The sequence below is a fragment of the Pseudomonas sp. S31 genome, assembly GCF_016648105.1.
Classification (GTDB): domain Bacteria; phylum Pseudomonadota; class Gammaproteobacteria; order Pseudomonadales; family Pseudomonadaceae; genus Aquipseudomonas.
The window spans coordinates 79224-100246 of record NZ_JACVVE010000005.1; the positions used below are offsets into that span (position 1 = coordinate 79224).

Annotated in this window: 17 protein-coding genes; 12 read left to right on the top strand and 5 right to left on the bottom strand. The window is 51.2% G+C overall.

Annotated features, from left to right (window positions below):
• The first annotated feature begins 155 nt into the window (after positions 1-155).
• The 4 genes from IAE37_RS05925 to IAE37_RS05940 are packed head-to-tail and all read left to right on the top strand — an operon-like array spanning position 156 to position 5093.
• On the top strand, positions 156-2312 hold the full coding sequence (locus IAE37_RS05925) for a TonB-dependent receptor (protein WP_442967771.1): 2157 nt from the start codon (positions 156-158) through the stop codon (positions 2310-2312).
• A gap of 2 nt (positions 2313-2314) precedes the next feature.
• A complete protein-coding gene (locus IAE37_RS05930) occupies positions 2315-3106 on the top strand; it encodes an ABC transporter ATP-binding protein (protein WP_117139827.1) in 792 nt (263 codons plus the stop codon).
• Between the two features lie 26 nt (positions 3107-3132).
• The gene (locus IAE37_RS05935) at positions 3133-4056 is read left to right on the top strand and encodes an ABC transporter substrate-binding protein (RefSeq protein ID WP_117139826.1); all 924 of its coding nucleotides are present in this window, start codon (positions 3133-3135) and stop codon (positions 4054-4056) included.
• A 2-nt stretch (positions 4057-4058) separates the two neighbouring features.
• Positions 4059-5093 (top strand): FecCD family ABC transporter permease, encoded by a 1035-nt coding sequence (locus tag IAE37_RS05940; RefSeq protein ID WP_117139873.1) that lies wholly within the window; start codon positions 4059-4061, stop codon positions 5091-5093.
• Positions 5094-5241: 148 nt separating this feature from the next.
• On the opposite strand, the gene IAE37_RS05945 is transcribed toward IAE37_RS05940, so the two are convergent.
• Positions 5242-5979, bottom strand: coding sequence for a GntR family transcriptional regulator (locus IAE37_RS05945; protein ID WP_117139825.1), 738 nt, complete (start codon positions 5977-5979; stop codon positions 5242-5244).
• 110 nt (positions 5980-6089) lie between these two features.
• Between IAE37_RS05945 and IAE37_RS05950 the strand changes: the two genes are divergently transcribed.
• On the top strand, positions 6090-7445 hold the full coding sequence (locus IAE37_RS05950; protein WP_117139824.1) for a class-II fumarase/aspartase family protein: 1356 nt from the start codon (positions 6090-6092) through the stop codon (positions 7443-7445).
• Between the two features lie 69 nt (positions 7446-7514).
• Positions 7515-8816 (top strand): cation:dicarboxylate symporter family transporter, encoded by a 1302-nt coding sequence (locus IAE37_RS05955; RefSeq protein ID WP_201170864.1) that lies wholly within the window; start codon positions 7515-7517, stop codon positions 8814-8816.
• 532 nt (positions 8817-9348) lie between these two features.
• Here the strand turns inward: IAE37_RS05955 and IAE37_RS05960 are convergent.
• Positions 9349-10350 (bottom strand): GlxA family transcriptional regulator, encoded by a 1002-nt coding sequence (locus IAE37_RS05960; protein WP_117139822.1) that lies wholly within the window; start codon positions 10348-10350, stop codon positions 9349-9351.
• Positions 10351-10479: 129 nt separating this feature from the next.
• Here IAE37_RS05960 and IAE37_RS05965 point away from each other — a divergent pair, with 129 nt between their 5' ends.
• Together IAE37_RS05965 and IAE37_RS05970 are read left to right on the top strand one after the other, a co-directional pair.
• On the top strand, positions 10480-11685 hold the full coding sequence (locus IAE37_RS05965) for an S-(hydroxymethyl)glutathione dehydrogenase/class III alcohol dehydrogenase (protein WP_201170867.1): 1206 nt from the start codon (positions 10480-10482) through the stop codon (positions 11683-11685).
• An 865-nt stretch (positions 11686-12550) separates the two neighbouring features.
• Positions 12551-13444, top strand: coding sequence for a metal ABC transporter solute-binding protein, Zn/Mn family (locus tag IAE37_RS05970; RefSeq protein WP_201170875.1), 894 nt, complete (start codon positions 12551-12553; stop codon positions 13442-13444).
• 86 nt (positions 13445-13530) lie between these two features.
• Here IAE37_RS05970 and IAE37_RS05975 read toward each other — a convergent pair whose 3' ends face one another.
• On the bottom strand, positions 13531-14520 hold the full coding sequence (locus tag IAE37_RS05975) for a GlxA family transcriptional regulator (RefSeq protein ID WP_201170876.1): 990 nt from the start codon (positions 14518-14520) through the stop codon (positions 13531-13533).
• A gap of 127 nt (positions 14521-14647) precedes the next feature.
• Between IAE37_RS05975 and IAE37_RS05980 the strand changes: the two genes are divergently transcribed.
• Complete coding sequence (locus IAE37_RS05980) at positions 14648-15760, top strand: S-(hydroxymethyl)glutathione dehydrogenase/class III alcohol dehydrogenase (protein WP_201162890.1); 1113 nt, start codon at positions 14648-14650, stop codon at positions 15758-15760.
• A gap of 21 nt (positions 15761-15781) precedes the next feature.
• Positions 15782-16165, top strand: a complete 384-nt coding sequence (locus IAE37_RS05985) for a VOC family protein (RefSeq protein ID WP_201170880.1) — start codon at positions 15782-15784, stop codon at positions 16163-16165.
• 93 nt (positions 16166-16258) lie between these two features.
• Here IAE37_RS05985 and IAE37_RS05990 read toward each other — a convergent pair whose 3' ends face one another.
• A complete protein-coding gene (locus tag IAE37_RS05990; RefSeq protein ID WP_201170882.1) occupies positions 16259-17314 on the bottom strand; it encodes an aromatic ring-hydroxylating oxygenase subunit alpha in 1056 nt (351 codons plus the stop codon).
• A gap of 662 nt (positions 17315-17976) precedes the next feature.
• Between IAE37_RS05990 and IAE37_RS05995 the strand changes: the two genes are divergently transcribed.
• Positions 17977-18765: an outer membrane protein OmpK gene (locus IAE37_RS05995; protein ID WP_328822699.1), complete on the top strand. Its 789-nt coding sequence runs from the start codon at positions 17977-17979 to the stop codon at positions 18763-18765.
• Between the two features lie 29 nt (positions 18766-18794).
• Here IAE37_RS05995 and IAE37_RS06000 read toward each other — a convergent pair whose 3' ends face one another.
• On the bottom strand, positions 18795-19457 hold the full coding sequence (locus IAE37_RS06000) for a GntR family transcriptional regulator (RefSeq protein WP_201162893.1): 663 nt from the start codon (positions 19455-19457) through the stop codon (positions 18795-18797).
• A gap of 399 nt (positions 19458-19856) precedes the next feature.
• On the opposite strand from IAE37_RS06000, the gene IAE37_RS06005 reads away from it, so the two are divergent.
• Positions 19857-20924 (top strand): Rieske 2Fe-2S domain-containing protein, encoded by a 1068-nt coding sequence (locus IAE37_RS06005; protein ID WP_201162894.1) that lies wholly within the window; start codon positions 19857-19859, stop codon positions 20922-20924.
• Positions 20925-21023 lie beyond the last annotated feature (99 nt).

Here is a 21023-nt window from a genome sequence, read left to right on the forward strand (position 1 = left end):
CCGGTTTAAGGAGGCTTGCGAAGAGCCTTTGAGCTTCTTTCAGTCCAGCGTGGAGGAGGGCTCAAGCGGTGATCGCCCGCATTTCGATTAAGGATATGTTATAACGTGTCTTTTAGGCCTGTGCGTTCTGACGCTCGGGTTAACCATGAACTCGAATGACATCCATGAACTCCTTAGCATCCACTCCGTTTCTCGTATCTGCGCTATGGCTTGCAATTGCTGACTCAAGCGCTTGCGCCGCAGAACCAACCTCAATTTCCCTACCCGCTAGCACCATTGCTGCTGACCTCATTGCTGATGAGACGAGGCTCGGGCTTGATGTGCCTACCACTGCCGGAAGCCGCTTGGGGCTAAGCGCGTTGGAGACGCCCGCGAGCACAACAGTTCTGACGGGAGAGAGCATTAGAGGCCACGGCGACACCACGGTGCAGGATGCTGTCGCGCGTAGTCCTGGCATTACGAATATTGGTGCTCCTGGTGATGGGGGGACTGCGCTGTCTGCTCGTGGGTTTACCGGGCAGGGCTCAGTGATGCAGCTTTTCGACGGTACTCGTCTCTATTCGGGCATGGGCTCGTCGACGTTTCCCGTGGATACCTGGTCAGTTGATCGTATTGACGTGCTTCGAGGCCCAGCCTCGGTGCTTTATGGAGAAGGCGCGACAGGGGCAGTGGTGAATGTCATCCCGAAAAAGCCATTTGAGGGAGAAATCCGCAATCGGCTCCGCCTGGGTTACGGTTCGAACGACAGCAAGCAGAGGGCTTTAGACAGTGGCGGCTCACTGAGCGATGCATTTACATATCGATTGAACCTGAATCAGCTGCGTAGCAATGGATGGGTCGATCACGGCGATTCTCAAGGCAAATTCATTAGTGGCTCGCTTCGCTGGCAGGTAAACGAGGCGTTATCGCTTCAGCTGTCGCATGACTCCGGTGACCATACCCCGATGAATTACTTCGGTGTGCCACTCATTGATGGTCACTACAAGAGCAGTTTGCGGTACAAGAACTACAACATTGGTGGGGCTAAGCAGCATTACGATGACCAGTGGACGCGGCTTACCGCTAACTGGCAGATTTCCGATGCGGTCAGTTCAACCAACGAGCTGTATTACCTGAAGTCAAGGCGTCGATGGGCTAACGCGGAAAACTACAATTGGGACGCCGATGACCAAAAGCTACTGCGTAGCGGATTCTATGGTATCAAGCATAATCAGGAGCAGGTGGGCGACCGACAGACTTTCACGATCCAACACTCCTTATTCGGGCTGAACAGTCAGAGTCTTGTAGGGTTTGATGTCAATCGTATTCGCTTCAAACTGACCAATAACTCACCTTACGACGATGTGGTGACGGCTGGCGAGCCGATCGATCTGCACCACCCGAACCGGAACGGATTTCAAAGCGCTTCTGAATACCTACCGCTGTCTAAAAGCGTTACCCGTCAAGCTTCGTTCTTTGCAGAAAACAGGACTGAGCTTAGCGATCGCCTCTCAGTTATCACTGGCGTGCGCCGAGATTACGTAGACATTGATCGCGACGACCTAAGGGATGGATCAAGCTCCGGAAAGGATCTCATCGGAAACAACTGGAAGGTCGGCGTCGTCTATGAGTTAACGCCTGAGATGTCCATCTATGGTCAGCAGTCGACCAGCACGGACGGGGTAGGGGGGCTAATAAGCCTGAGCCCGAGTCAGCAGCAGTTTGACCTCGCCACCGCCCGGCAGACTGAAGTAGGCTTCAAGCAGATGTTTTGGGATCAAAAGGGCTCCTGGACACTGGCGGCCTATCACATTGTCAAAAAGAAACTCCTGACTGCAGATCCTCAATCGCCCGGGTCGTCTTTGCAGGTTGGGCAGCAATCCTCGAACGGGATCGAAGCCAGTCTGGATCTCCAATTGCCCTATGACTGGAAGCTCCAGGCAAATGCCGCTTTGGTCAAGGCGAAGTACGATGACTTTGATCAGGCGGTGTATGGCGTTGCGGTGTCACGCAGCGGCAACCGACCGGTGAACGTACCGCGCCGCACCGCCAATGTCTGGCTGGATAAGGCGTTTTCGCAGGATTTGAATGCTGGGGCGGGCCTGCGCTATGTCGATGCTCGCTATGCCGACATCGCGAACACGAACAAGCTTCCATCGTACACCGTCGTCGATGCTGCCGTTTCCTGGAAAGCCATGAAGAATACAACATTGGGCCTGCAGCTTAGGAATGTCTTCGACCGAGAGTATGCGAGCACGCAATACAACCAAGGGCAGCAGTGGATTCTGGGCGAACCTCGCTCCTTCTACCTGACTGGCGACATCGATTTCTGAATATGACAGGCGCCCTATTAACCATCAGAGACGTGGGCTGGACTTCGCCGAGGAGTGGTTCTGGCGTAGAGCCATTCATGCTCAAGAGCATCTACATGCGCATCGAGTCAGGCGAGTTCGTGGGGCTCATAGGGCCTAATGGAGGTGGAAAGACCAGCCTACTGCGCTGCGCCATGCGCTACAGCAAGCCTGAAAGTGGGCTGGTAGGTCTGGCAGGAAATGACCTGTGGGCGCAGTCGGCGCGATGGAGTGCCCAGCGAATTGCTGTCGTTGGGCAGGAGTTTCCTTCGGCGTTCGGCTTGAGCGTGCGGGAGCTGGTGGCAATGGGGCGCATTCCGTACCAACGGGGATTTCAGAGCGAAAGCGTCAAAGATCGGCAAAGGATTGATGATGCACTCGAAACCATGGACATCGTCCACCTTCAGCATCACGAGTTTGGGCTGCTCTCTGGTGGAGAAAAGCAGCGGACGTTGCTCGCCCGGGCGGTGACGCAAGATCCACAGGTACTCATCCTGGATGAACCTACCAACCACCTGGATCCGAAGCATCAGGTTGAGTTGCTGGCTCACGTCAAGAAGCTAGGCGTGGCGGTGATCGCGAGCCTTCACGACCTCAATCTAGCCGCAGTGTTTTGCGACCGACTGTACGTTATTAAGGATGGGCGGATCGCTGCCCAAGGACGCCCGTGGGATGTCCTCACGCCGGATAATTTGCTCGAGATCTACGGCGTTGAAGCTTTAGTCGATGCGCACCCTCAAACCGGGACGCCCCGTATTACTTGGAAAATCGCGTGAAACCTATCTTTAGGCTGGCAGTTTTGATGGTCAGCTTGTCGGCTTCGATCAATGGCCAGGCGAGTTCATATCCAGTCACCGTGAAAAGCTGCAACCGCAGTGTCGTTTTCACTCACCCACCTATGCGCGCGGTTAGCCAGGACGTGAATCTGACAGAGATGATGGTCGCCCTAGGGCTGCAGCCGCAGATGGTCGGCTATAGCGGCGTCACGGGCTGGAATAAACCCACCGCGGGATTGATGACAGCCCTCAAGGGATTGCCGGAGGTAGCCACGCATTATCCAACCGTCGAAACACTGCTGAACGTGAACGCAGATTTCTTCTTCGCTGGCTGGAACTACGGCATGAAGGTCGGAGGTGATGTCACGCCTCAGGCGCTGCAGCCTTTAGGTATCCAGGTTTATGAGCTGACTGAGTCTTGCTCGCTCATTGGGTCAAGTGCTGCGGCTAGCTTGGAGCAGGTCTACATCGACGTGGCTAACCTCGGCAAAATCTTTGATGTCGAAGATCGGGCGCAACTGCTGATCACTGGCCTACGCAAGCGTCAGCAGGAGGTTGTTAATCGGGTGGCCGGAAAGAAGAAGCCTCGGGTGTTTGTATATGACAGTGGGGAGGATCGTGCCTTCACCGCGGGCCGACAGGCTATTCCTCAAGCTTTGATTGAGACCGCTGGAGGGCAGAACGTTATGGAAGACCTCAGTGCCAGTTGGACGCAGGTCGGATGGGAGAGCGTGGTGGAAGCAGACCCGCAGTACATCGTCATTGTCGACTACGGTGAGCGAAGCTCGGCGGAGAAGATCCAATTCCTAAGCGAGAACCTCGCGTTGCAGTCTGTTGAGGCGATTCGAAACAAGCGATTCGCGGTGCTTCCCTACAGTGCCATGACGCCGGGAATTCAGAACGTCGATGCAATCGAAGCCTTGGCAACCGCGTTTGATGAGGTGCGATGATCATGACGCCGATCAAGACCCCGACTGCTTACGCTTGCCTCCTTGTGTTGCTCGCAAGCCTAATTGCGTTTGCTTGCTTATCTGCGCTCGCTATCGGAGCAGCACCGGTACCGCTCAAGGTCGCGTGGCAGGTCGTTCAAAGTCACCTATTTGGGGCTGAGCTGCTGGATGCCACATCTGGGCAGGATCACATCATCTGGTTGATCCGAGCGCCGAGAGTTGTCCTCGCTGTTCTCGTCGGAGCGGGACTCGCAATAGTTGGCGCTGCTCTCCAAGCTGTTACACGAAACCACTTGGCGGATCCGCATCTCTTGGGAGCGACTTCCGGTGCAACTCTTGGAGCCGTCGTTGTTGTTATGTATGTGGGGGAGCTGTTGGGCCAATTCACTTTGCCGCTCGCCGCTTTTTTGGGGGCTTCAGCTTCTCTATTGCTTGTAATGGCAATCGCTCGGAAGCATGGCACTTTCACGAGTAATCGGCTGCTGCTGAGCGGTGTAGCGGTGTCGTTTGTGTTGATGGCTGCGGCTAATCTCGTGTTGTTTCTTGGCGATCATCGTGCGAGTTCATCAATTTTGTTCTGGATGATGGGTGGGCTTGGCGCGGCTCGCTGGGAGCTACTGTGGCTGCCGCTCTGTGTGATTGTGCTGGGAGGTCTCGCGCTTTGGGCGTGTGGGCGTTCACTGAATGCGCTTATGACGGGCGAACAGACGGCTGTCAGCTTAGGCGTGGACGTGCATAGTATGCGGGTCGGCGCATTTGTCATGACGTCGTGCATGACGGGTGTGATGGTCGCGCTAAGCGGGTCGATCGGCTTTGTGGGACTCATGGTTCCCCACATGGCACGCCGGCTGGTGGGTGCCGAGCATCGTCGTCTAATACCCGTTTGCGGATTGCTCGGTGCTTTACTTGTGGTGTGTCTGGATATGGCCGCCAGGACTTTGATTGCGCCTCAGGATCTGCCCATCGGTGTCGTCTCTGCAGCTATAGGGGGGGCCTTCTTCATTGTCATGATCTATCAGAGTAGAGCTGAAGCCTGATTTCCTAGGCAGGTGCGTAATAACGCTCGCAACGGTAGCTAAGAAATCGCCTTGTCTTGAACTCGTCTCCAATCGGAGCAATCGAATAGCGAAAAATTGGCGCTTTGGCCTACCTCTTGGCCATTCGCCCTGCTAGCTGACGTTCGTATCATACACCGGTGCGATCTCGCCGCATCTGTGTGACGAGGATGAAACGGTCATCTGGGTGCACAGTCTCAGAAACTGTCATCAATTGTCCATCACTGTCCCGGTACTGGCGAAGGATTTTGAGACCTGGAGATCCGGCATCTGCATCAAGTGATTGAGCCATCTCAGGAGAAAGTAAAACTGCCCGGACTTGCTGATCCACGACCGCAATCGCACGACCATAATGCTGCTCAATTAGGCTTGCGATTAGCTGCTCCGGATGCTCTCGGGCCAACTCGATTACGGTGGAGTAATCACGCTGTGCATACACGTCCGTCCAGCACATTGGGGCAGCGCCATGCAGACGGTCAACCCGAATACTGGACACGCAAAAATAATGCTCGCCCGGCACCAAGCCCAATCGAGCAGCTTCACTAATGTCCGCGACAAAATGGCGGACATTCTGTATTTCGCGCTGCTGCGTTTCAGCCAAGTAGGCTAGATCTGCTACGGACGCCAGCGAATGCGAGTATCCACCTTGTGGGCTGCTGGCCTCAACACGGGTACCCACACGCTTTCTGCGAGACACCAATCCTTGACTTAACAACTGATTGATAGCCGCTCGCACGGTGTGTCGGCTGACCTCATACATGTCACAGAGCTCGAACTCCGTGGGAAGCAAGCTGCCCACCGGGTAGCGGCCCTTCGCGATCCCATCCATGAGATCCCTCGCTACTGCAGCGTAACGCGTTTCGTTCATACCCTTCGTCAGCCTTCACGATTTCTGCGGTTGACAGTGTACCAGCATGGGCGCAAGAATTATGTCCGTACATAAACATTATGTTCGTCCAATAACAACAGGATCCTCCCATGTCCACCACCGTCTTCGATTCCACCCTTTTCCGTGACATGTTCGGTACTGCCGAGATGCGAGAAGTCTTCTCCGACAAGGCACTCATCGAGCGATACATCGAGGTTGAAGTTGCTTTGGCAAAAGCTGAAGCACGTTGTGGGGTGATCCCCGTAGATGCGGCTGCGCAGATCGCGGAGCTGTCACGCTACGAATCCCTGGATCTGACTCTTATGCAGCATGAAACTGAGATCGTTGGCTATCCGATCCTGCCGCTTGTCGAGCAGCTGTCCAAGCTCTGTGGGGAGGCCGGGCGCTACGTCCATTGGGGAGCCACTACCCAAGACATCATGGACACTGCAGTTGTCCTACAGGTACGCGCTGCATTAGCCATCGTTGAGCGTGACGTAAAAGCGGTGCGAGGCTTGTTGGCGGATCTTGCCCAGCGCTACCGTGATACCCCGATGGCAGGTCGTACACATCTGCAGCACGCATTGCCAATCACATTCGGCTACAAATGCGCCGTCTGGCTCAGCATGTTCGATCGCCACGCGGAACGCTTAGTTGAATTGCGTCCACGCGTCGAAGTTGGCCAGTTCGCCGGCGCTGCCGGTACCTTGGCCTCTCTTGGCGAAAAGGGCTTGGAAGTGCAATCCGCACTGATGGCCGAGCTGAATTTGGGTGTGCCGCAGGCTACTTGGCATGTCGCTCGTGATGGTTTGGCTGAGACGCTCAACTTCTTAGGCTTGGTGACTGCATCGCTTGGTAAGGTGGCGCTGGACATCATGATGATGATGACTAGCGAGCTGGGCGAAGCCTACGAGCCCTTCGTTAAGGGCCGGGGTGCCAGCAGTACGATGCCGCAGAAGCGCAATCCCATCTCTTGTGAGCTGATGTATGCGGCTGCTAAAGGCGTTCGTCAACAAGCGGGGCTCATGCTTGATGCAATGATCCAGGACTTTGAGCGCTCGACTGGGCCATGGCAAGCCGAGTGGATCGCTATTCCAGAAGCATTCGCTCTGACAGCGGCGTCTCTTGGGCAGGCGCGATTCATGCTGGCAGGCCTGGATGTTCGCACCGAGCGTATGCGTAGAAATCTCGATATGACTCAAGGTTTAATCGTCGCGGAAGCCGTCATGATGGGGCTCGCACCAGCGCTTGGTCGTCAGGTAGCTCACGATGTTGTCTACACGGCTTGCCGCATGGCCAATGATCAAGGGATCAGCCTCCTTGAAGCACTGAAGGCTCAAGGGGAAGCTACTGCGGAGCTCGACGTCAACACCCTCGAGCGTCTTTGCGACCCTGCCAACTACTTGGGTCAAGCTCCCCAAATGGTTGACCGTGCGCTGTCGCAACCAGGATCAGTTTCTCGCTGACTTGCCTAGGGTCGGGCACCGCCCGGCCATCGCATTTGCTTTCTTTACAATAAAAATGAGAACGCAGCCATGTCCCCAACATTGAAAAAGCCGCTGTATAAAGATCTCACCTTCCAGGTGGTAGCAGCGATGCTGATAGGCATTGCATTCGGCTTCATCGCTCCAGAACTTGCTGCTAAGTTCAAGATTCTAGGTGATATTTTTCTAAAACTCATCAAGACTGCCGTCGCGCCATTGGTGTTCTTCACCGTAGTGCATGGCATAGCCTCGGCTGGCGATATCAAACGGGTCGGGAAGGTGGGCTGGCGCGCCTTGGTCTATTTCGAAGTACTGTCCACGTTAGCGTTGGCGATTGGGCTCGTGTGGGGCAACCTGATTGGTATCGGTTCCGGCATGCATGGCGCTCATGCGAGTGGCGCAACCGCCGCTGCTGCGGACGCTGCAGTTGCGAAAGGCCACGCACCAACGTCGACCATGGACTTTATCTACGGCATATTCCCAGACAATTTTGTCGGTGCGTTCGCAGGTGGACAGCTGCTTCAGGTGCTGGTGATCGCTGTGCTGTTTGGTTTCGCCTTGTTAGCACTCAAGCATGAGCGTCGCGAGGTGATTGAGGACGGCCTGAACCGTGTTTCGGAATGTTTCTTCGAGTTTATCAATCTGATCATGAAATTTGCACCCTTGGGAGCATTTGGATCAGTTGCCTATGCAGTAGGAAGTAACGGTGCGGCTGTTCTAATGTCGCTGGCTAACCTGGTAATCATGTTCTACTTGGCGGTTGCTTTTTTCCTTTTCGTTGTTTTAGGCGCAGTCTGCCGTCTCGCTGGTTTTAGTTTTTGGCGTTTCTTGATCTACATTAAAGATGAGATTTTCATCGTGCTGGGTACCGCGTCGTCGGAAAGTGCTCTACCGCGCCTACTTCAGAAGCTCGAGCGATTCGGGTGCTCTAAGCAAAGTGTAGGGCTGGTGCTGCCTACTGGCTACGCCTTCAACCTTGACGGAACATCAATCTACATGTCTTTGTGTGTTTTGTTCATTGCTAACGCTTACGGGGTGCCTTTGGGGTGGGAGCAGCAACTAGGTATCCTGGCCATCATGCTGGTGACTTCTAAAGGTGCGGCTGCAGTTTCAGGAGGAAGCTTTGTAGTATTTGCAGCTACAGTGACTGCCATAGGATCTTTGCCGGTGGAGGGCCTTGCATTGCTGTTCGGTGTGTATAGGTTTATGTCCATGGCAATCGCGACTTGTAACACTATTGGTAATAGCGTAGCTACTGTGGTGGTAGCAAAGTGGGCAGGCGAGTTCCGCGAAGAGCAAGCCCGAGGTGAGTATGCTCGCGTGCTGGGTCGCAATCCCAGTGCTGCGCTGTAGTTCAACGTATTAGGGCTGAAAACTGTTGTTGGTTTTATTGTGTCGCGGCTACCTTGGATCAGTTCTAGAACGAACTATTTAAGGAGGGTCGCGGCACAATCGTTGGTTTCGAGATTTGCTGAGTACTAGTCCAGTATATAGAACAGCTGGCCGGAAAACTAATGTGGGTGTTCAATCGCGACTTTATCGGCGAGTAGATATTGAAGATTGAGAGTTAGGCCAAGTCAGTTTTTATTTTTAACTAGAACAAGAAAAGTCCGGCTGAGAAAATTTACAACTCCTGGATCCGGCGCTTTTCCTTTGCTGAGTTATGTGCCGGATTTCATTCTGGCTGCCGTTTTTATTGGAAGCTGCTTGCGCTGTCGTTGGACGAGATTTTCCCCTTGATATTTTGTTACTGGATCGAACTGCTGTTTTTCAGCTAACTGACCAGAGAGCAGAAGTCAGCTAGCTGGGCCTTGGACTTGAGCGGCGGATTACGCCCTGATGTATTGGGCGCGTATGCTGTCCTAGCATTATTTTATATGACGACCTAACTAGGCCTATAGTGCGCTTCGTACTGATTGCGATATGCCTTAGGTGTGACCCCTAGGTGACGTTGAAATACTCTTCTCATGTGTTCTTCTGAACCGAAGCCACATTGTGCGGCGATACGCTTCAAAGCTACGTCTTCATCAGCTAGCAAACGTCGTGCGCGCTCGAGCCTCGCGCGCTCTATGAATTCAGAGGGTGAGCTTTCGGTTTGACGTTGAAAGACCCGCCGCAGGTTGCGAGTGCTCATGTTCGCCTGGGAAGCAAGTGTTTCTAGAGTAAGATCCCGGCTAAGGTTTTGAAGAATCCAGATCTGTAATTCTCTTATTCCGGAATGCGGAGTCATCTGGCTACCGAGATGCTGGCTAAACTGAGACTGCCCGCCGGGACGCTTTAGATAGACGACTAGCTCTCGCGCTATGGTTAATGCCAGATCCTGTCCGAGATCCTGCTCTACTAAAGCTAGGCTCAAATCTATAGCCGCCGATACGCCGGCACACGTCCAAATCCGTCCGTTTTGAATGAAAATGGCATCAGCGTTGACATTGATTTCCGGAAATTCGGTAGCGAGTCGGGTAGCAACGCTCCAGTGAGTGGTTGCGTCAAGGCCATCCAGGACACCCGCTTGCGCGAGAAAAAAAGCCCCAGAGCAGACGCCCACGAGCCGATCAATCCGGGATGCTGCGTGTCTGCACCAATCTACGATAGGGCGATGCTGATGTACTGCTGTTGTAATGTCACGGGCGCCAACAATCAGCGCGGTGTTAGGCAGGATTCTGCTCCGCAGAGATTCCGCATCGAGTCTGGCTAACGTGTCGGATTGAATCGAGCCCGCCTTTGGCGCGACTAAATGGAGGTCGTAAAGCGGAGGCTCGCCGCTCGCTGTCAGATGCGCATTGGCGTAGTCAAACACCGTGAGCGCACCTACAGCTTCGAGGGACTTGAAGCCGGGATAAATGACAATGTGTACGGTGTGGAGGGCCGGTGCATCGGTTAGCCTCATTGGATAGGTTCCTTGGCTGTGGCAATCGGACAGACTTCAAGCGAATGTGGCCAACCTGAGGCGGGTGGTCTTGCAGACGCAATCAGCTGTTGTATCTTTTGATACGTTATAACCTAACGGAGTACAACAATGAAAACACGTGCCGCTATCGCTTGGGGGCCTAATCAGCCACTAGAATTTGAAGAAGTTGACCTTGAGGGCCCAAAAGACGGGGAAGTGCTTGTCCGGATCGTCACGACCAGCCTTTGTCACACGGACGTCTTCACTTTGTCCGGGCGAGATCCTGAAGGGAAATTTCCTTGCATCCTCGGTCACGAGGGGGTGGGTATCGTTGAGGACGTAGGCCGCGGCGTTACGTCCGTGAAGCCAGGCGATCATGTCATTCCGCTGTATACGCCAGAAGATCCAAACTGCCCCTTCATCAAATCTGGTAAGACCAACCTTAGCCAGTCTATTCGAAAGACCCAGGGCGAAGGACTAATGCCTGATGGCACAAGTCGTTTTTCCTATAAGGGACGGACAATTTTCCACTACATGGGTACATCCACATTCAGTGAGTACACCGTTTTGCCCGAAATTGCCGTTGCTAAAATCGATCCTGCAGCCCCGCTGGCCAAGGCTTCGATTATGGGTTGTGCGATTCCGACGGGCATTGGTGCTGTCCGGAACACTGCCAAGGTTCGTACGGGTGATACCGTTGCTGTATTCGGCCTGGGCGCTGTCGGAATGGCAGTTATCCAAGGAGCTGTTCTCCAAGGGGCGAAACGTATCATCGGCATTGACGTCAACCCCAACAAGTTCCCATTAGCCATGTCCCTTGGAGCGACTGAGTGCGTAAATCCTAGGGACTACAACGAGCCACTTCAAAACGTCATCATTGACATGACGAATGGTGGTGTAGATTTCTCGTTTGAATGCGTGGGTAATGTCGAACTCATGCGAGCCGCGCTTGAATGCTGCCACAAAGGATGGGGAGAAAGTATCATCATCGGCGTGGCCGGCGCTGGAGAAGAAATCGCTACCCGACCGTTCCAGTTAGTGACTGGTCGAGTGTGGAAGGGGAGCGCTTTTGGCGGGGTATTGGGTCGGTCTGAGCTTCCAGGCATGGTTGATGAATGGCTTCGTGGTGAGATTAACGTTGATCCATACATCACTCACAATATGGATCATGAAACACTGAACCATGCATTTGACCTTCTGAAGCGTGGGGAGGCGATTCGTTCGGTAATCCATTACCAAGAGCGTGAGACACTTAGCCATGATTTGCCTGGAGTGATTATTGATCGTAACGGGCGCGTGATTCCAAAGCCGGAACTGAAGCATACACCTGCTTGAATATAGAGCGGCCCTGTCGAAGGCAGGGCCGTTCTCGTTGGGTTAGAGTCGCTTGTTGTGATGTCTTAATTCTATATATATTAATAATAATGTAAGTCTACCGTATGGACTGAGTCGGTGAGGGTAATGCAATGAAGGAAATAACAAAAGAGAAGTGTAGCTTGAGACTGACCTCCTTGAATAATCGCCAGTTAGTGGGCGCGGGAATTTTTTTGGGAGGGTGGTTTCTTATCATAGGCTATCTAGTTATCCACCAATCGGGTTAAAAAGCGACCGCCACCGAGTCAGTGAAAGAAAAGGGATTGAAGCGGCGCGTAAAAACTTTAGTAGCCCGCCGCCGCTACCTCTAACCCGCAAGGGTGTTCACACTAGAGGTGCGGCAGGAAGGCTGAAGGGCAGCGCCATCTCCAAGGTGAATACGCTCATCTCGAACACTCATAAAAAATAAAGGGGTGATGTTTTTTCTATTTGTCCCTGTGTGAGTATGTTGTACATACAATTTGAATTTCAGGTCATTCCATTGATACGATATGTTGTCTGGCAATATGTCGTCATATGAAAATAAGCTGGAGCTTGCTGTGGGTAGACGCTGGTTTATATAGCTTCTATCTCGGCGCTTTAGTCTGATGTTTAACGATTGCGTGCGTGCTTTAATACAATATTGTTTTGCTTCGTCTTCTCTCAAGTGATTGTGGTGGCTGATAATGGCGGGAAGTTTTGGGTTTTTTGTCGTTGGTTCTGCTCAAAGTTAAGGAGTGTAACGGCGTGTAAGCGTGCTTGCATGAAATGTATATTGATGGGTATGTGTGGGGATGTGGTTGGTAAGTAAATCTCTACTAGCATGATGTGGATAGAAGGAAATGAAATGAGACTGTCTAGTGCTGTGGTTGCGCTAATGAGCTCAATTAGTTGGTTGTTCGGTGGTTCAGTGGCATGCGCGAATACGCTTAACGTTGTATCAAGCTTTACAGTACTTGCCGATGTTATCAAAAACGTAGGTGGTGATGGTGTCAAGGTGAGGAGTATTGTCCCTCCAAATGGCGATCCCCACAAATTTGAGCCCTCACCAGCTGACGCAAAATCGCTGAAGGAGGCTGATATCACATTCATTAGCGGCTTGGGATTAGAAAGTTGGTTTGAACGGCTAGCTCTGGCCTCAGGAAATGAAAATCCACCGGTCGTTGTGTCTGAGGGAATTAAGCCAATCACTTTTTCTGAAGGCAGAAAAACGAAAATAGATCCTCATGTATGGAACAGTGTGGCAAATGTTAAACTCTGGGTGACTAAGATTGAGGCGGAGTTAACCAAGGCAGATCCTAATCAAGCGAAGAATTTTAGTGATAATGCGGACTCTTACATAGCTAAGCTTGATGCTTTAAATCAGCTCATTATCATACAGCTCGCTGAGGTACCACTTGCGCAACGAAGAGTGTTAACGAGTCATGATGCGTTTGGATATTATGCAATGGAATACGGAGTGAGTTTCCTCTCACCACTGGGCCTTTCCACTGAGATAGAAGCATCCGCGGCTGATATAGCTACGTTAATTGACCAAATTCGACGAGAGGGGGTTAGGGTATATTTCACTGAGAACTCAAATGACTCTCGGCTTGTGTCTCAGATTGCGAATGCCACTGGAGCTAAGACAGGTGGTGTTCTTTACCCGGAATCTCTTTCAGATGAGAATGGCCCCGCATCAAACTATATTAAGCTGATGGAATACAATACGCGACAAATAGTGCGGGCGACTATGCTGTGATTTAGGCACACGGAGTTCTCTCGGCTAATGAGATCTCCGCGTGCGACACAGCGAGCGTTTCTGATGTAAATGGCGCACTGCTTAGGTCACGTTTTTGTAAACCGGTCGCGGTATTCTTTGGGCGTTACTGATAGAAACTTTTTAAAAGCAAGACGCATATGGTCAGCGCTAGTAAAGCCGCTCATGAACGATACTGTTTTGATGGGCAGGCTTCCACCGCTTAGCAACCGCCTGGCATGATCAATTCTGGCTTGGTCTAGGAACTGGGATGGGCACATGCCCACTTCTTTGCTGAATGTTCTGGTGAAATGTCTTGTGCTCATAGCCGAGCGCTCAGCCATAGAGGCTACGGACATTTTGCTATTGAGATTCTCAATTACCCAATTTTGGATTTCACGCATGCTTGTGTTCTGCGTTCTTTGTGAAACTAAATTTGCACTGAACTGTGATTGTCCACCAGGCCGCTTAAGGAAGATTACTAGATCCTGAGCCACTTCAAGTGCTAGCCGATGACCATGATCCTCCTCTACAAACGCTAACGCTAAATCAATCGATGCACTGACCCCTGCAGATGTCCAGAAGTTCGCGTCTCTGATATAGATGGAATCAATATCTAGCTTCACTTCCGGATATTTCTTCGCAAAAGCATCATTCATCCTCCAGTGTGTGGTGGCTCGTCGACCATTCAATAATCCTGTAGCTGCAAGGAAAAATGCGCCAGAACATAGTGCGGCGAAGCGTGGAGTGCTGGGTGCGGCTCGATGGATCCACTCGATAATCGATGGATTTTCGATTACTGCATTCTCGATGTAGTGAGCACCCACGACGAGAATTGAGTGGGCATCGGTAGACATTTCTAGGTCAATTGTCGCATCCAGGGTCATGATTGTATCTGATGGTACAGGGCCGATTTTGCTTGAACGGATAGCGACCCTATAGCCCGGCGGATAACCGTAAGACCCCAAAATCCTATTGGCATAGCTGAATACGGTCATTGGGCCGATTGCTTCAAAGGCTTTGAAACCTCGGTAGATAACCAGCTCAATTGACCTGGTCTGGTAGTCGTCTAAGAGCATTTCGTTTTTCTCCCATGTCCCAAATCGACGGCAGTTTGGCCGACATCGACGGAGCTTGTGGTCTCAAGATTGTGGGGGAGGGCGTAAGCTGCGATCACAACCTCCCCCGTAACCAAAGGTGATGACAATGATAAAATCACGAGCAGCTGTAGCATTTGGGCCCAAGCAGCCACTGGAAATTGTTGAGGTTGACGTCCAGCCTCCGAAAGCCGGTGAGGTGTTGATCCGTGTGGTAGCGACCGGGGTATGTCATACAGATGCGTACACGCTCTCCGGGCAAGATTCCGAAGGGGTCTTCCCTTGCATCCTTGGGCACGAAGGAGGCGGCATCGTCGAGGCTGTGGGCGAAGGCGTGAAAGGCTTGGCCGTGGGCGATCATGTAATTCCCCTTTACACGGCAGAGTGCGGGGAATGTAAGTTCTGCAAATCTGGTAAGACAAACCTCTGCCAAGCGGTACGTGCTACTCAAGGCAAAGGATTGATGCCAGATGGAACCACTCGATTCAGCTACAAAGGAGAGCCGATCTATCATTACATGGGCTGCTCGACCTTTTCTGAATATACCGTTCTGCCCGAAATCAGTCTGGCCAAGATCCCGAAAGACGCGCCGCTCGAGAAGGTTTGTTTGCTTGGTTGTGGAGTGACTACAGGTATCGGGGCCGTTCTCAACACTGCGAAAGTCGAGAAGGGCGCAACTGTCGCTATCTTCGGGTTGGGCGGAATCGGGTTGGCTGCGGTAATCGGGGCCAAAATGGCAGGTGCTGGTCGTATTATTGCTGTGGATATCAACCCTGCAAAATTTGAAATTGCCCAAGAGCTTGGCGCAACTGACTTCATCAACCCGAAAGAATACGATCGCCCAATCCAAGACGTCATCGTTGAACTTACAGATGGCGGTGTTGACTACTCTTTTGAGTGCATCGGCAATGTTAATCTGATGCGCGCCGCTCTCGAGTGTTGCCATAAGGGTTGGGGCGAGTCGGTTATCATCGGTGTTGCGCCTTCTGGCGCGGAGATTTCGACCAGACCGTTCCAGCTCGTCACCGGTCGTGTATGGCGCGGTTCCGCCTTTGGGGGAGTAAAAGGAAGAACTGAGCTTCCCTCGTACGTCACCAGATCGCAAGCTGGCGACATCCCGCTCGATAAGTTTATTACCCACAATATGGGGCTTGAAAAAATCAATGAAGCATTCGATCTCATGCACGAAGGTAAAAGTATAAGAACAGTGATTCACTTCTAAACAGCAATTTATGAGGTAAGTATGAGCGTGTTTACACATGTGACCGTTGGCACTAACTCTCTTGATAAGGCTAGAGCTTTTTACGATGAGGTTCTGAGCGAGATTGGCCTCCACCGTTTGGCTGATCTCGGAGACAATGGGTCGATTTGGGGCGTAGATAATCCTTCGTTTTTTGTGCTTAAACCCGCGAATGGTCAGCCGGCGACTGTTGGCAACGGAGTGACTATAAGCTTCGAAGCTCCAAGTCGAGCGGCGATCGATGCCTTCCATGCTAGAGCTCTAGAGTTAGGTGGCAAGGATGAAGGCAAGCCAGGTGAGCGCGGTTGGGCTGAAAATGCTTATGCCGCTTACGTACGCGACCTAGACGGCAATAAACTGGCTGTGTACTCATTTAAGAAGCCTTAAAGATTTGGACGTAGCGAGTTTTACGGCCTCTTAGGAGGCCGTCTTTTTTTGCAAAAAATAAGGTGGCGCTATGCGCCACCTTATTTTAGCCAGCTATGTGTAACTACGATCACTTTCGATTACTGGATCTAGAAGAGCGTTTCGGAAGGCTTGAGCCCCTTCCTTGTGAGCTTCCTTCAGCTCGCGAAGCCATTTCCTGTATTGGATAGACACCTTATCAGCTACTACTGAGACTTCGTCAGCAGGAGCATCCTTGGGCCATTGAGACTCAATCACTGGTTTGTCTTCGGCGAAGACCAGGTCATTAAAGGCAATGTGCAGATAATCAGAATCGTCAGCTTGCTCCCTCGCAAATAACAGGAAGTTCTTGGTCGTAGTATCGTCTATAGGACACGAAACGTTAAACAGGACATGCAGTGATTTACTTGAGTATTTCGCTACTTCCAGGTTGATAGCGAATGGCATGCTGCAGGTATAGGAAAACGAGCCGATGGGCGCCTGGTTTGGGACGGCCATGTCCTCAGGTGTATCATAAATGAAGCGGAACTGACCGTTGAATCTGTCCATTGGGACGATTGGAGGCTCGGCATTATTTGGGTCAAACAGCGTGCCTGGATGAATAAAAGCGAAGTGTGAGAAGTCAGTGAAATTTTCCCAGCGGCGCTCCGCTGTTGCGTTCCACCAATAAGGTTCTTGGATAACGATTCGCAACCTGGGATCACTTGCAGCACTGAAATAAGGAATTTCAGTGCATGCGTAGCTTGAGTCTAATCTGACCCAAATCAGACCATAGCGCTCTTCACAATCGAATCGCTGCACTTTTGCTCGGTTTGGAATTGGGCTATTGGGACAAGCCGGCACCAGTTTGCAAGCGCCCTCGCTGTCGTACTGCCATCCATGATACGGGCATTGAAGGCGGTCGTTCGCGATTGTACCCAACGAGAGCTTCGCGGATCGATGCGCACACCGATCGTGCATAGCAACATACTCACCACCTAGCTTTGCCACTACCAACTGTTCACTGAGAAGCGTAACGGCCATTGGCCCAAGACTCGAGGGGTGAGCTTTCTCCAGTTCCGTTACGGTACAAACGGGATGCCAAAAGTGGCGGAGATATTCACGGTCATTATTAATGATTGCCTGTTCCATGTATGTAGCCTTTGTGGATGACGTTATTTTGTTAGCAGCTCCCCACGATCGGGTTGCCATGTCTCCTACTTCTACTCACAGAAAGGTTAAACACACTCTATTTATGTGTTGACACCATTCGTATAGCTGGTACGTCAGATTTAAAATCTGGTACACCAGAAAAGGTAGAGCATTTTTTGGAATGCTGTCAACTCCCAGCAGTGCTGGCGGGGAGAATGCTCTTGATAAGCAGATCTGAATTAGAGCTTTAACTAAGTATTTGCCTCGACTAGTAGTAATCTGGAGCTCATAAAAGGTAGGGGAAGGAAACATTGAGACGTTTACGTTGCACCAATACGTTACGTTTAGTACGAAGCGTGCACATTTTTCGGGCATTCATAGCCCCTTATTAAAAAGCATTGTGGAATATAAAGTTCCAAAGCCATCCTTTTTAATGACTTTTCTGTAGGTGTAATTGATCAAATAGCGCCGTAAGTAACGACGCTAAGTATCAAAATTCAAATTTTATTCGCTAATGCAGGGAATTGTGTTCCCCTGAGTAACAGAATTAAGATGTATACAATTTTAGATGTATAGCTAACAAATCTGGACGAAAGCGTTTGGCGTAATTTTTGCTCTCAGCTGAACCTGACTCGTAGGTCAGGTGATGAGGAGTTCGTCGAGTGAAATCAACAAAAAAATGTTTTGGAATTTTAGCTGCGACCGTGTTGACACCCTCAGCTTACGCTGGAGATATGCTGCTTTGGCATCAAGAGAGCGTGAGCTATCAGTATGGGAAGGATTTCAAGGTAGATCCGAGGCGAATGCAAATCATTACATTCGAGCATACCAGTGGCTGGGCGTGGGGGGACTTCTTTTTCTTCATTGATAATTACTGGTATCCCGGCTCACAAACTGACTATGACGGTCATCACGGAATTTATTCCGAATACTCTCCCCGGTTCTCTCTATCCAAAATGACGGGCAACTCATTTAGTTGGGGTATTGTGAAGGATGTCTTAATTGCGACGACGATTGAATGGGATAATAATCGAAGCAAAGGTCGTGATGATCAAGTTAACTATCTTATAGGGCCAGGCTTCGACTTATCTATCCCTGGGTTTGATTATTTCATGCTGAATTTCTACTACCGGAAGCCGGAAGGCGGGGAGGGGATGGGCGGTTGGCAGGTCACACCCGTTTGGTCGTATACGATACCTGTAGGAAGAAGCGATATTTTAGTCGATGGTTATATTGACTGGGTGATGGGTGATAAGTACGGGCTTAAGCACAACTTTCACTTCAATCCTCAAGTCAAATACGATATCGGGAAGTTGCTGTGGGGGGCGCCGAAGAAGCTCTACGTCGGAGTGGAGTATGACTACTGGTCTAACAAGTATGGGATAGAGAACACGGCGCAGTATGAAACTGACCAGAGCGTCACCAGCGCAATGATCAAGTATCACTTTTAATGTGCTTATGCGGGGGCGTAGCCCCCGCATTAGATCTGAAGTGCAAACTTAAGATTTACGTCAGGCGAGCGCGCGGCGTCGAACTTATACCCTTTGATTACAAGGTTATAATGAGATGCTAGTAGTTCTTTAGCCGCAACAGCATCTTTACGCTCTAAACAGCCAACAAGCTCGGCATGCTCATTACGCAGTTTGCAGTAGTCAAAACCTACCCGGTATAGAGCATTGATCAATGCTTCCCGCCGGCGCAGCTGCGCATGAATCTGATCGATTGTGTTATTACCCAGAAAGGAAATCAGCAACGAGTGAAATCCTCGGCCTAGCTTGTCTCCTTCATCAGCAAGCCCGCATTGGTGCGCGGTGTGCTCTTTATGCGTATGGACACGCAGCTCGTCGAGCTGCTGACTTGTAATGCATTGGATGAGCTGATCGATGACACCACTCTCTAGCACAAGCAGCATTTGATAAAGCTCAAAGGCATCATCGAAGGTTGGGCACCAAACGCTGGTCGAGCGCTTAGGCGAAATTTCGACAAGCTTGTCCTGGGATAGGCGGATCAACGCTTGGCGCACAACGGTGCGGCTTACGTTAAAAAGCTCAGCGATCTCACGCTCGTTCAGCTTTGTCCCTGGGGGCAGTCGGCGGTGATAAATGGCGTCTGAAATAGCGGCGACAATTGTCTGGGTCAGCATGATCTACCTTAGCCCTCTCGTTCGTTGGGCGTGCACGGGTTGCGAACATAGCACCAAAATGTAACACGACACCAACTGTGTCACCGTTTGAAACACGCACCGTACACAAAAATAGAGCGAACTGTATACAGATTGGTGAGTGATTTCTGACCTTTAGGTCAGAAAAATGCATGATTAAACAATAGGATAACAGAGTAAGCACACCTCCGATGGATCGATCTGGCACGGAAACTGCTCTGTTTTTGGCTCAACCACGTACCTGCAAGCGGATACAAAAAAAACTATCCGTCGTGAAAAACTGGCTAAACTGGTATACCAGATAGGCGATCTGGGAAGCCTGACAGGTTTTTTGGCACACAAAAATAACATTGGCAATCGCTAGCCCTGAGGACTCCACACGTGAACCAACAACTCAAGCCTCTCTTGGACGACAAAACCTACCTCCGTCACTTCTGGCATCCCGTATGCACCCTGAACGAGTTCGAGCGTGCTAACCCTAGCGGGCATGGCCCTATGGGCGTTACCTTGCTGGGAGAACGGTTGGTGATCGCCAGGCTGAACTCGAATATTGTTGCTGCGGCTGACCGATGTGCACATAGATCGGCCCAGCTATCTATAGGGCGAGTCTGTAGCCATGCTGGGACAGATTATTTGGAGTGCCCTTATCACGGCTGGCGTTATGATCAAGAGGGCGCTTGTAAGCTCATTCCTGCTTGCCCAGATAAGAGTATTTCTCCTCGTGCCAAAATATCTTCCTACGATTGTGAAGTAAGATACGGCATTGTCTGGGTTCGACTAGACAATAGCTTTGACTGTACTCAGATTCCCTATCTGAGTGACTACGAAAACCCTGATATGCAAGTGATAGTTGCTGATTCTTACATTTGGAATACTGTTGCTGAGCGACGTTGGGAGAACTTTACAGACTTTTCCCATTTTGCGTTTGTTCATCCAGGTACTCTGTACGATCCATTTTTCGCTAGTCATCCTACGGTATATGTAAACCGGGTTGGTGGGGAAATGCAGTTCAATCTCGCGCCACCCCGAGAAATGAAAGGTATTCCCCCTGAAGCGCCTATGGGGGATTTCACCTACCGCTGCACCATGCCTTATTCCGTAAATCTCGAAATCAAATTGTGGAAAGACGACTCGCGTTTCATCTTGTGGACTACCGCCAGCCCGGTTGATGCCACAACCTGCCGCAATTTCATGATCATAGTTCGTGAGAAAGACAATCAGCCAGATCACATGCACCTGGCTTTCCAGAAGCGGGTGCTGGATGAGGATCAGCCGGTAATTGAGTCTCAATGGCCGCTGGAGATTCAAACGTCTGAGGTCTCTGTGGCTACTGATAAGGTTTCTATCCAGTTCCGCAAATGGCATAAGGAATTGTCTGTTGCTGCAGTTGAAGGGCGTGAAGCGTTTCGCAGCTCGGTTTTGACAACGGTGATTGAAGAAGAGCAGTAATACAAAGTCTTACGTGTCGCGCCTATGGTGCGACACTTTCCTCGTGCATAGGCAGAAGCCAGAACGCGAGACATTATAATTACTAGCTTGGGTGATGCT

Coding starts and splice junctions, on each gene's coding strand:
- IAE37_RS05925 (WP_442967771.1), top strand. CDS start 156: ATGACATCCATGAACTCCTTAGCATCCACTCCGTTTCTCGTATCTGCG.
- IAE37_RS05930 (WP_117139827.1), top strand. CDS start 2,315: ATGACAGGCGCCCTATTAACCATCAGAGACGTGGGCTGGACTTCGCCG.
- IAE37_RS05935 (WP_117139826.1), top strand. CDS start 3,133: ATGGTCAGCTTGTCGGCTTCGATCAATGGCCAGGCGAGTTCATATCCA.
- IAE37_RS05940 (WP_117139873.1), top strand. CDS start 4,059: ATGACGCCGATCAAGACCCCGACTGCTTACGCTTGCCTCCTTGTGTTG.
- IAE37_RS05945 (WP_117139825.1), bottom strand. CDS start 5,979: ATGAACGAAACGCGTTACGCTGCAGTAGCGAGGGATCTCATGGATGGG.
- IAE37_RS05950 (WP_117139824.1), top strand. CDS start 6,090: ATGTCCACCACCGTCTTCGATTCCACCCTTTTCCGTGACATGTTCGGT.
- IAE37_RS05955 (WP_201170864.1), top strand. CDS start 7,515: ATGTCCCCAACATTGAAAAAGCCGCTGTATAAAGATCTCACCTTCCAG.
- IAE37_RS05960 (WP_117139822.1), bottom strand. CDS start 10,350: ATGAGGCTAACCGATGCACCGGCCCTCCACACCGTACACATTGTCATT.
- IAE37_RS05965 (WP_201170867.1), top strand. CDS start 10,480: ATGAAAACACGTGCCGCTATCGCTTGGGGGCCTAATCAGCCACTAGAA.
- IAE37_RS05970 (WP_201170875.1), top strand. CDS start 12,551: ATGAGACTGTCTAGTGCTGTGGTTGCGCTAATGAGCTCAATTAGTTGG.
- IAE37_RS05975 (WP_201170876.1), bottom strand. CDS start 14,520: ATGCTCTTAGACGACTACCAGACCAGGTCAATTGAGCTGGTTATCTAC.
- IAE37_RS05980 (WP_201162890.1), top strand. CDS start 14,648: ATGATAAAATCACGAGCAGCTGTAGCATTTGGGCCCAAGCAGCCACTG.
- IAE37_RS05985 (WP_201170880.1), top strand. CDS start 15,782: ATGAGCGTGTTTACACATGTGACCGTTGGCACTAACTCTCTTGATAAG.
- IAE37_RS05990 (WP_201170882.1), bottom strand. CDS start 17,314: ATGGAACAGGCAATCATTAATAATGACCGTGAATATCTCCGCCACTTT.
- IAE37_RS06000 (WP_201162893.1), bottom strand. CDS start 19,457: ATGCTGACCCAGACAATTGTCGCCGCTATTTCAGACGCCATTTATCAC.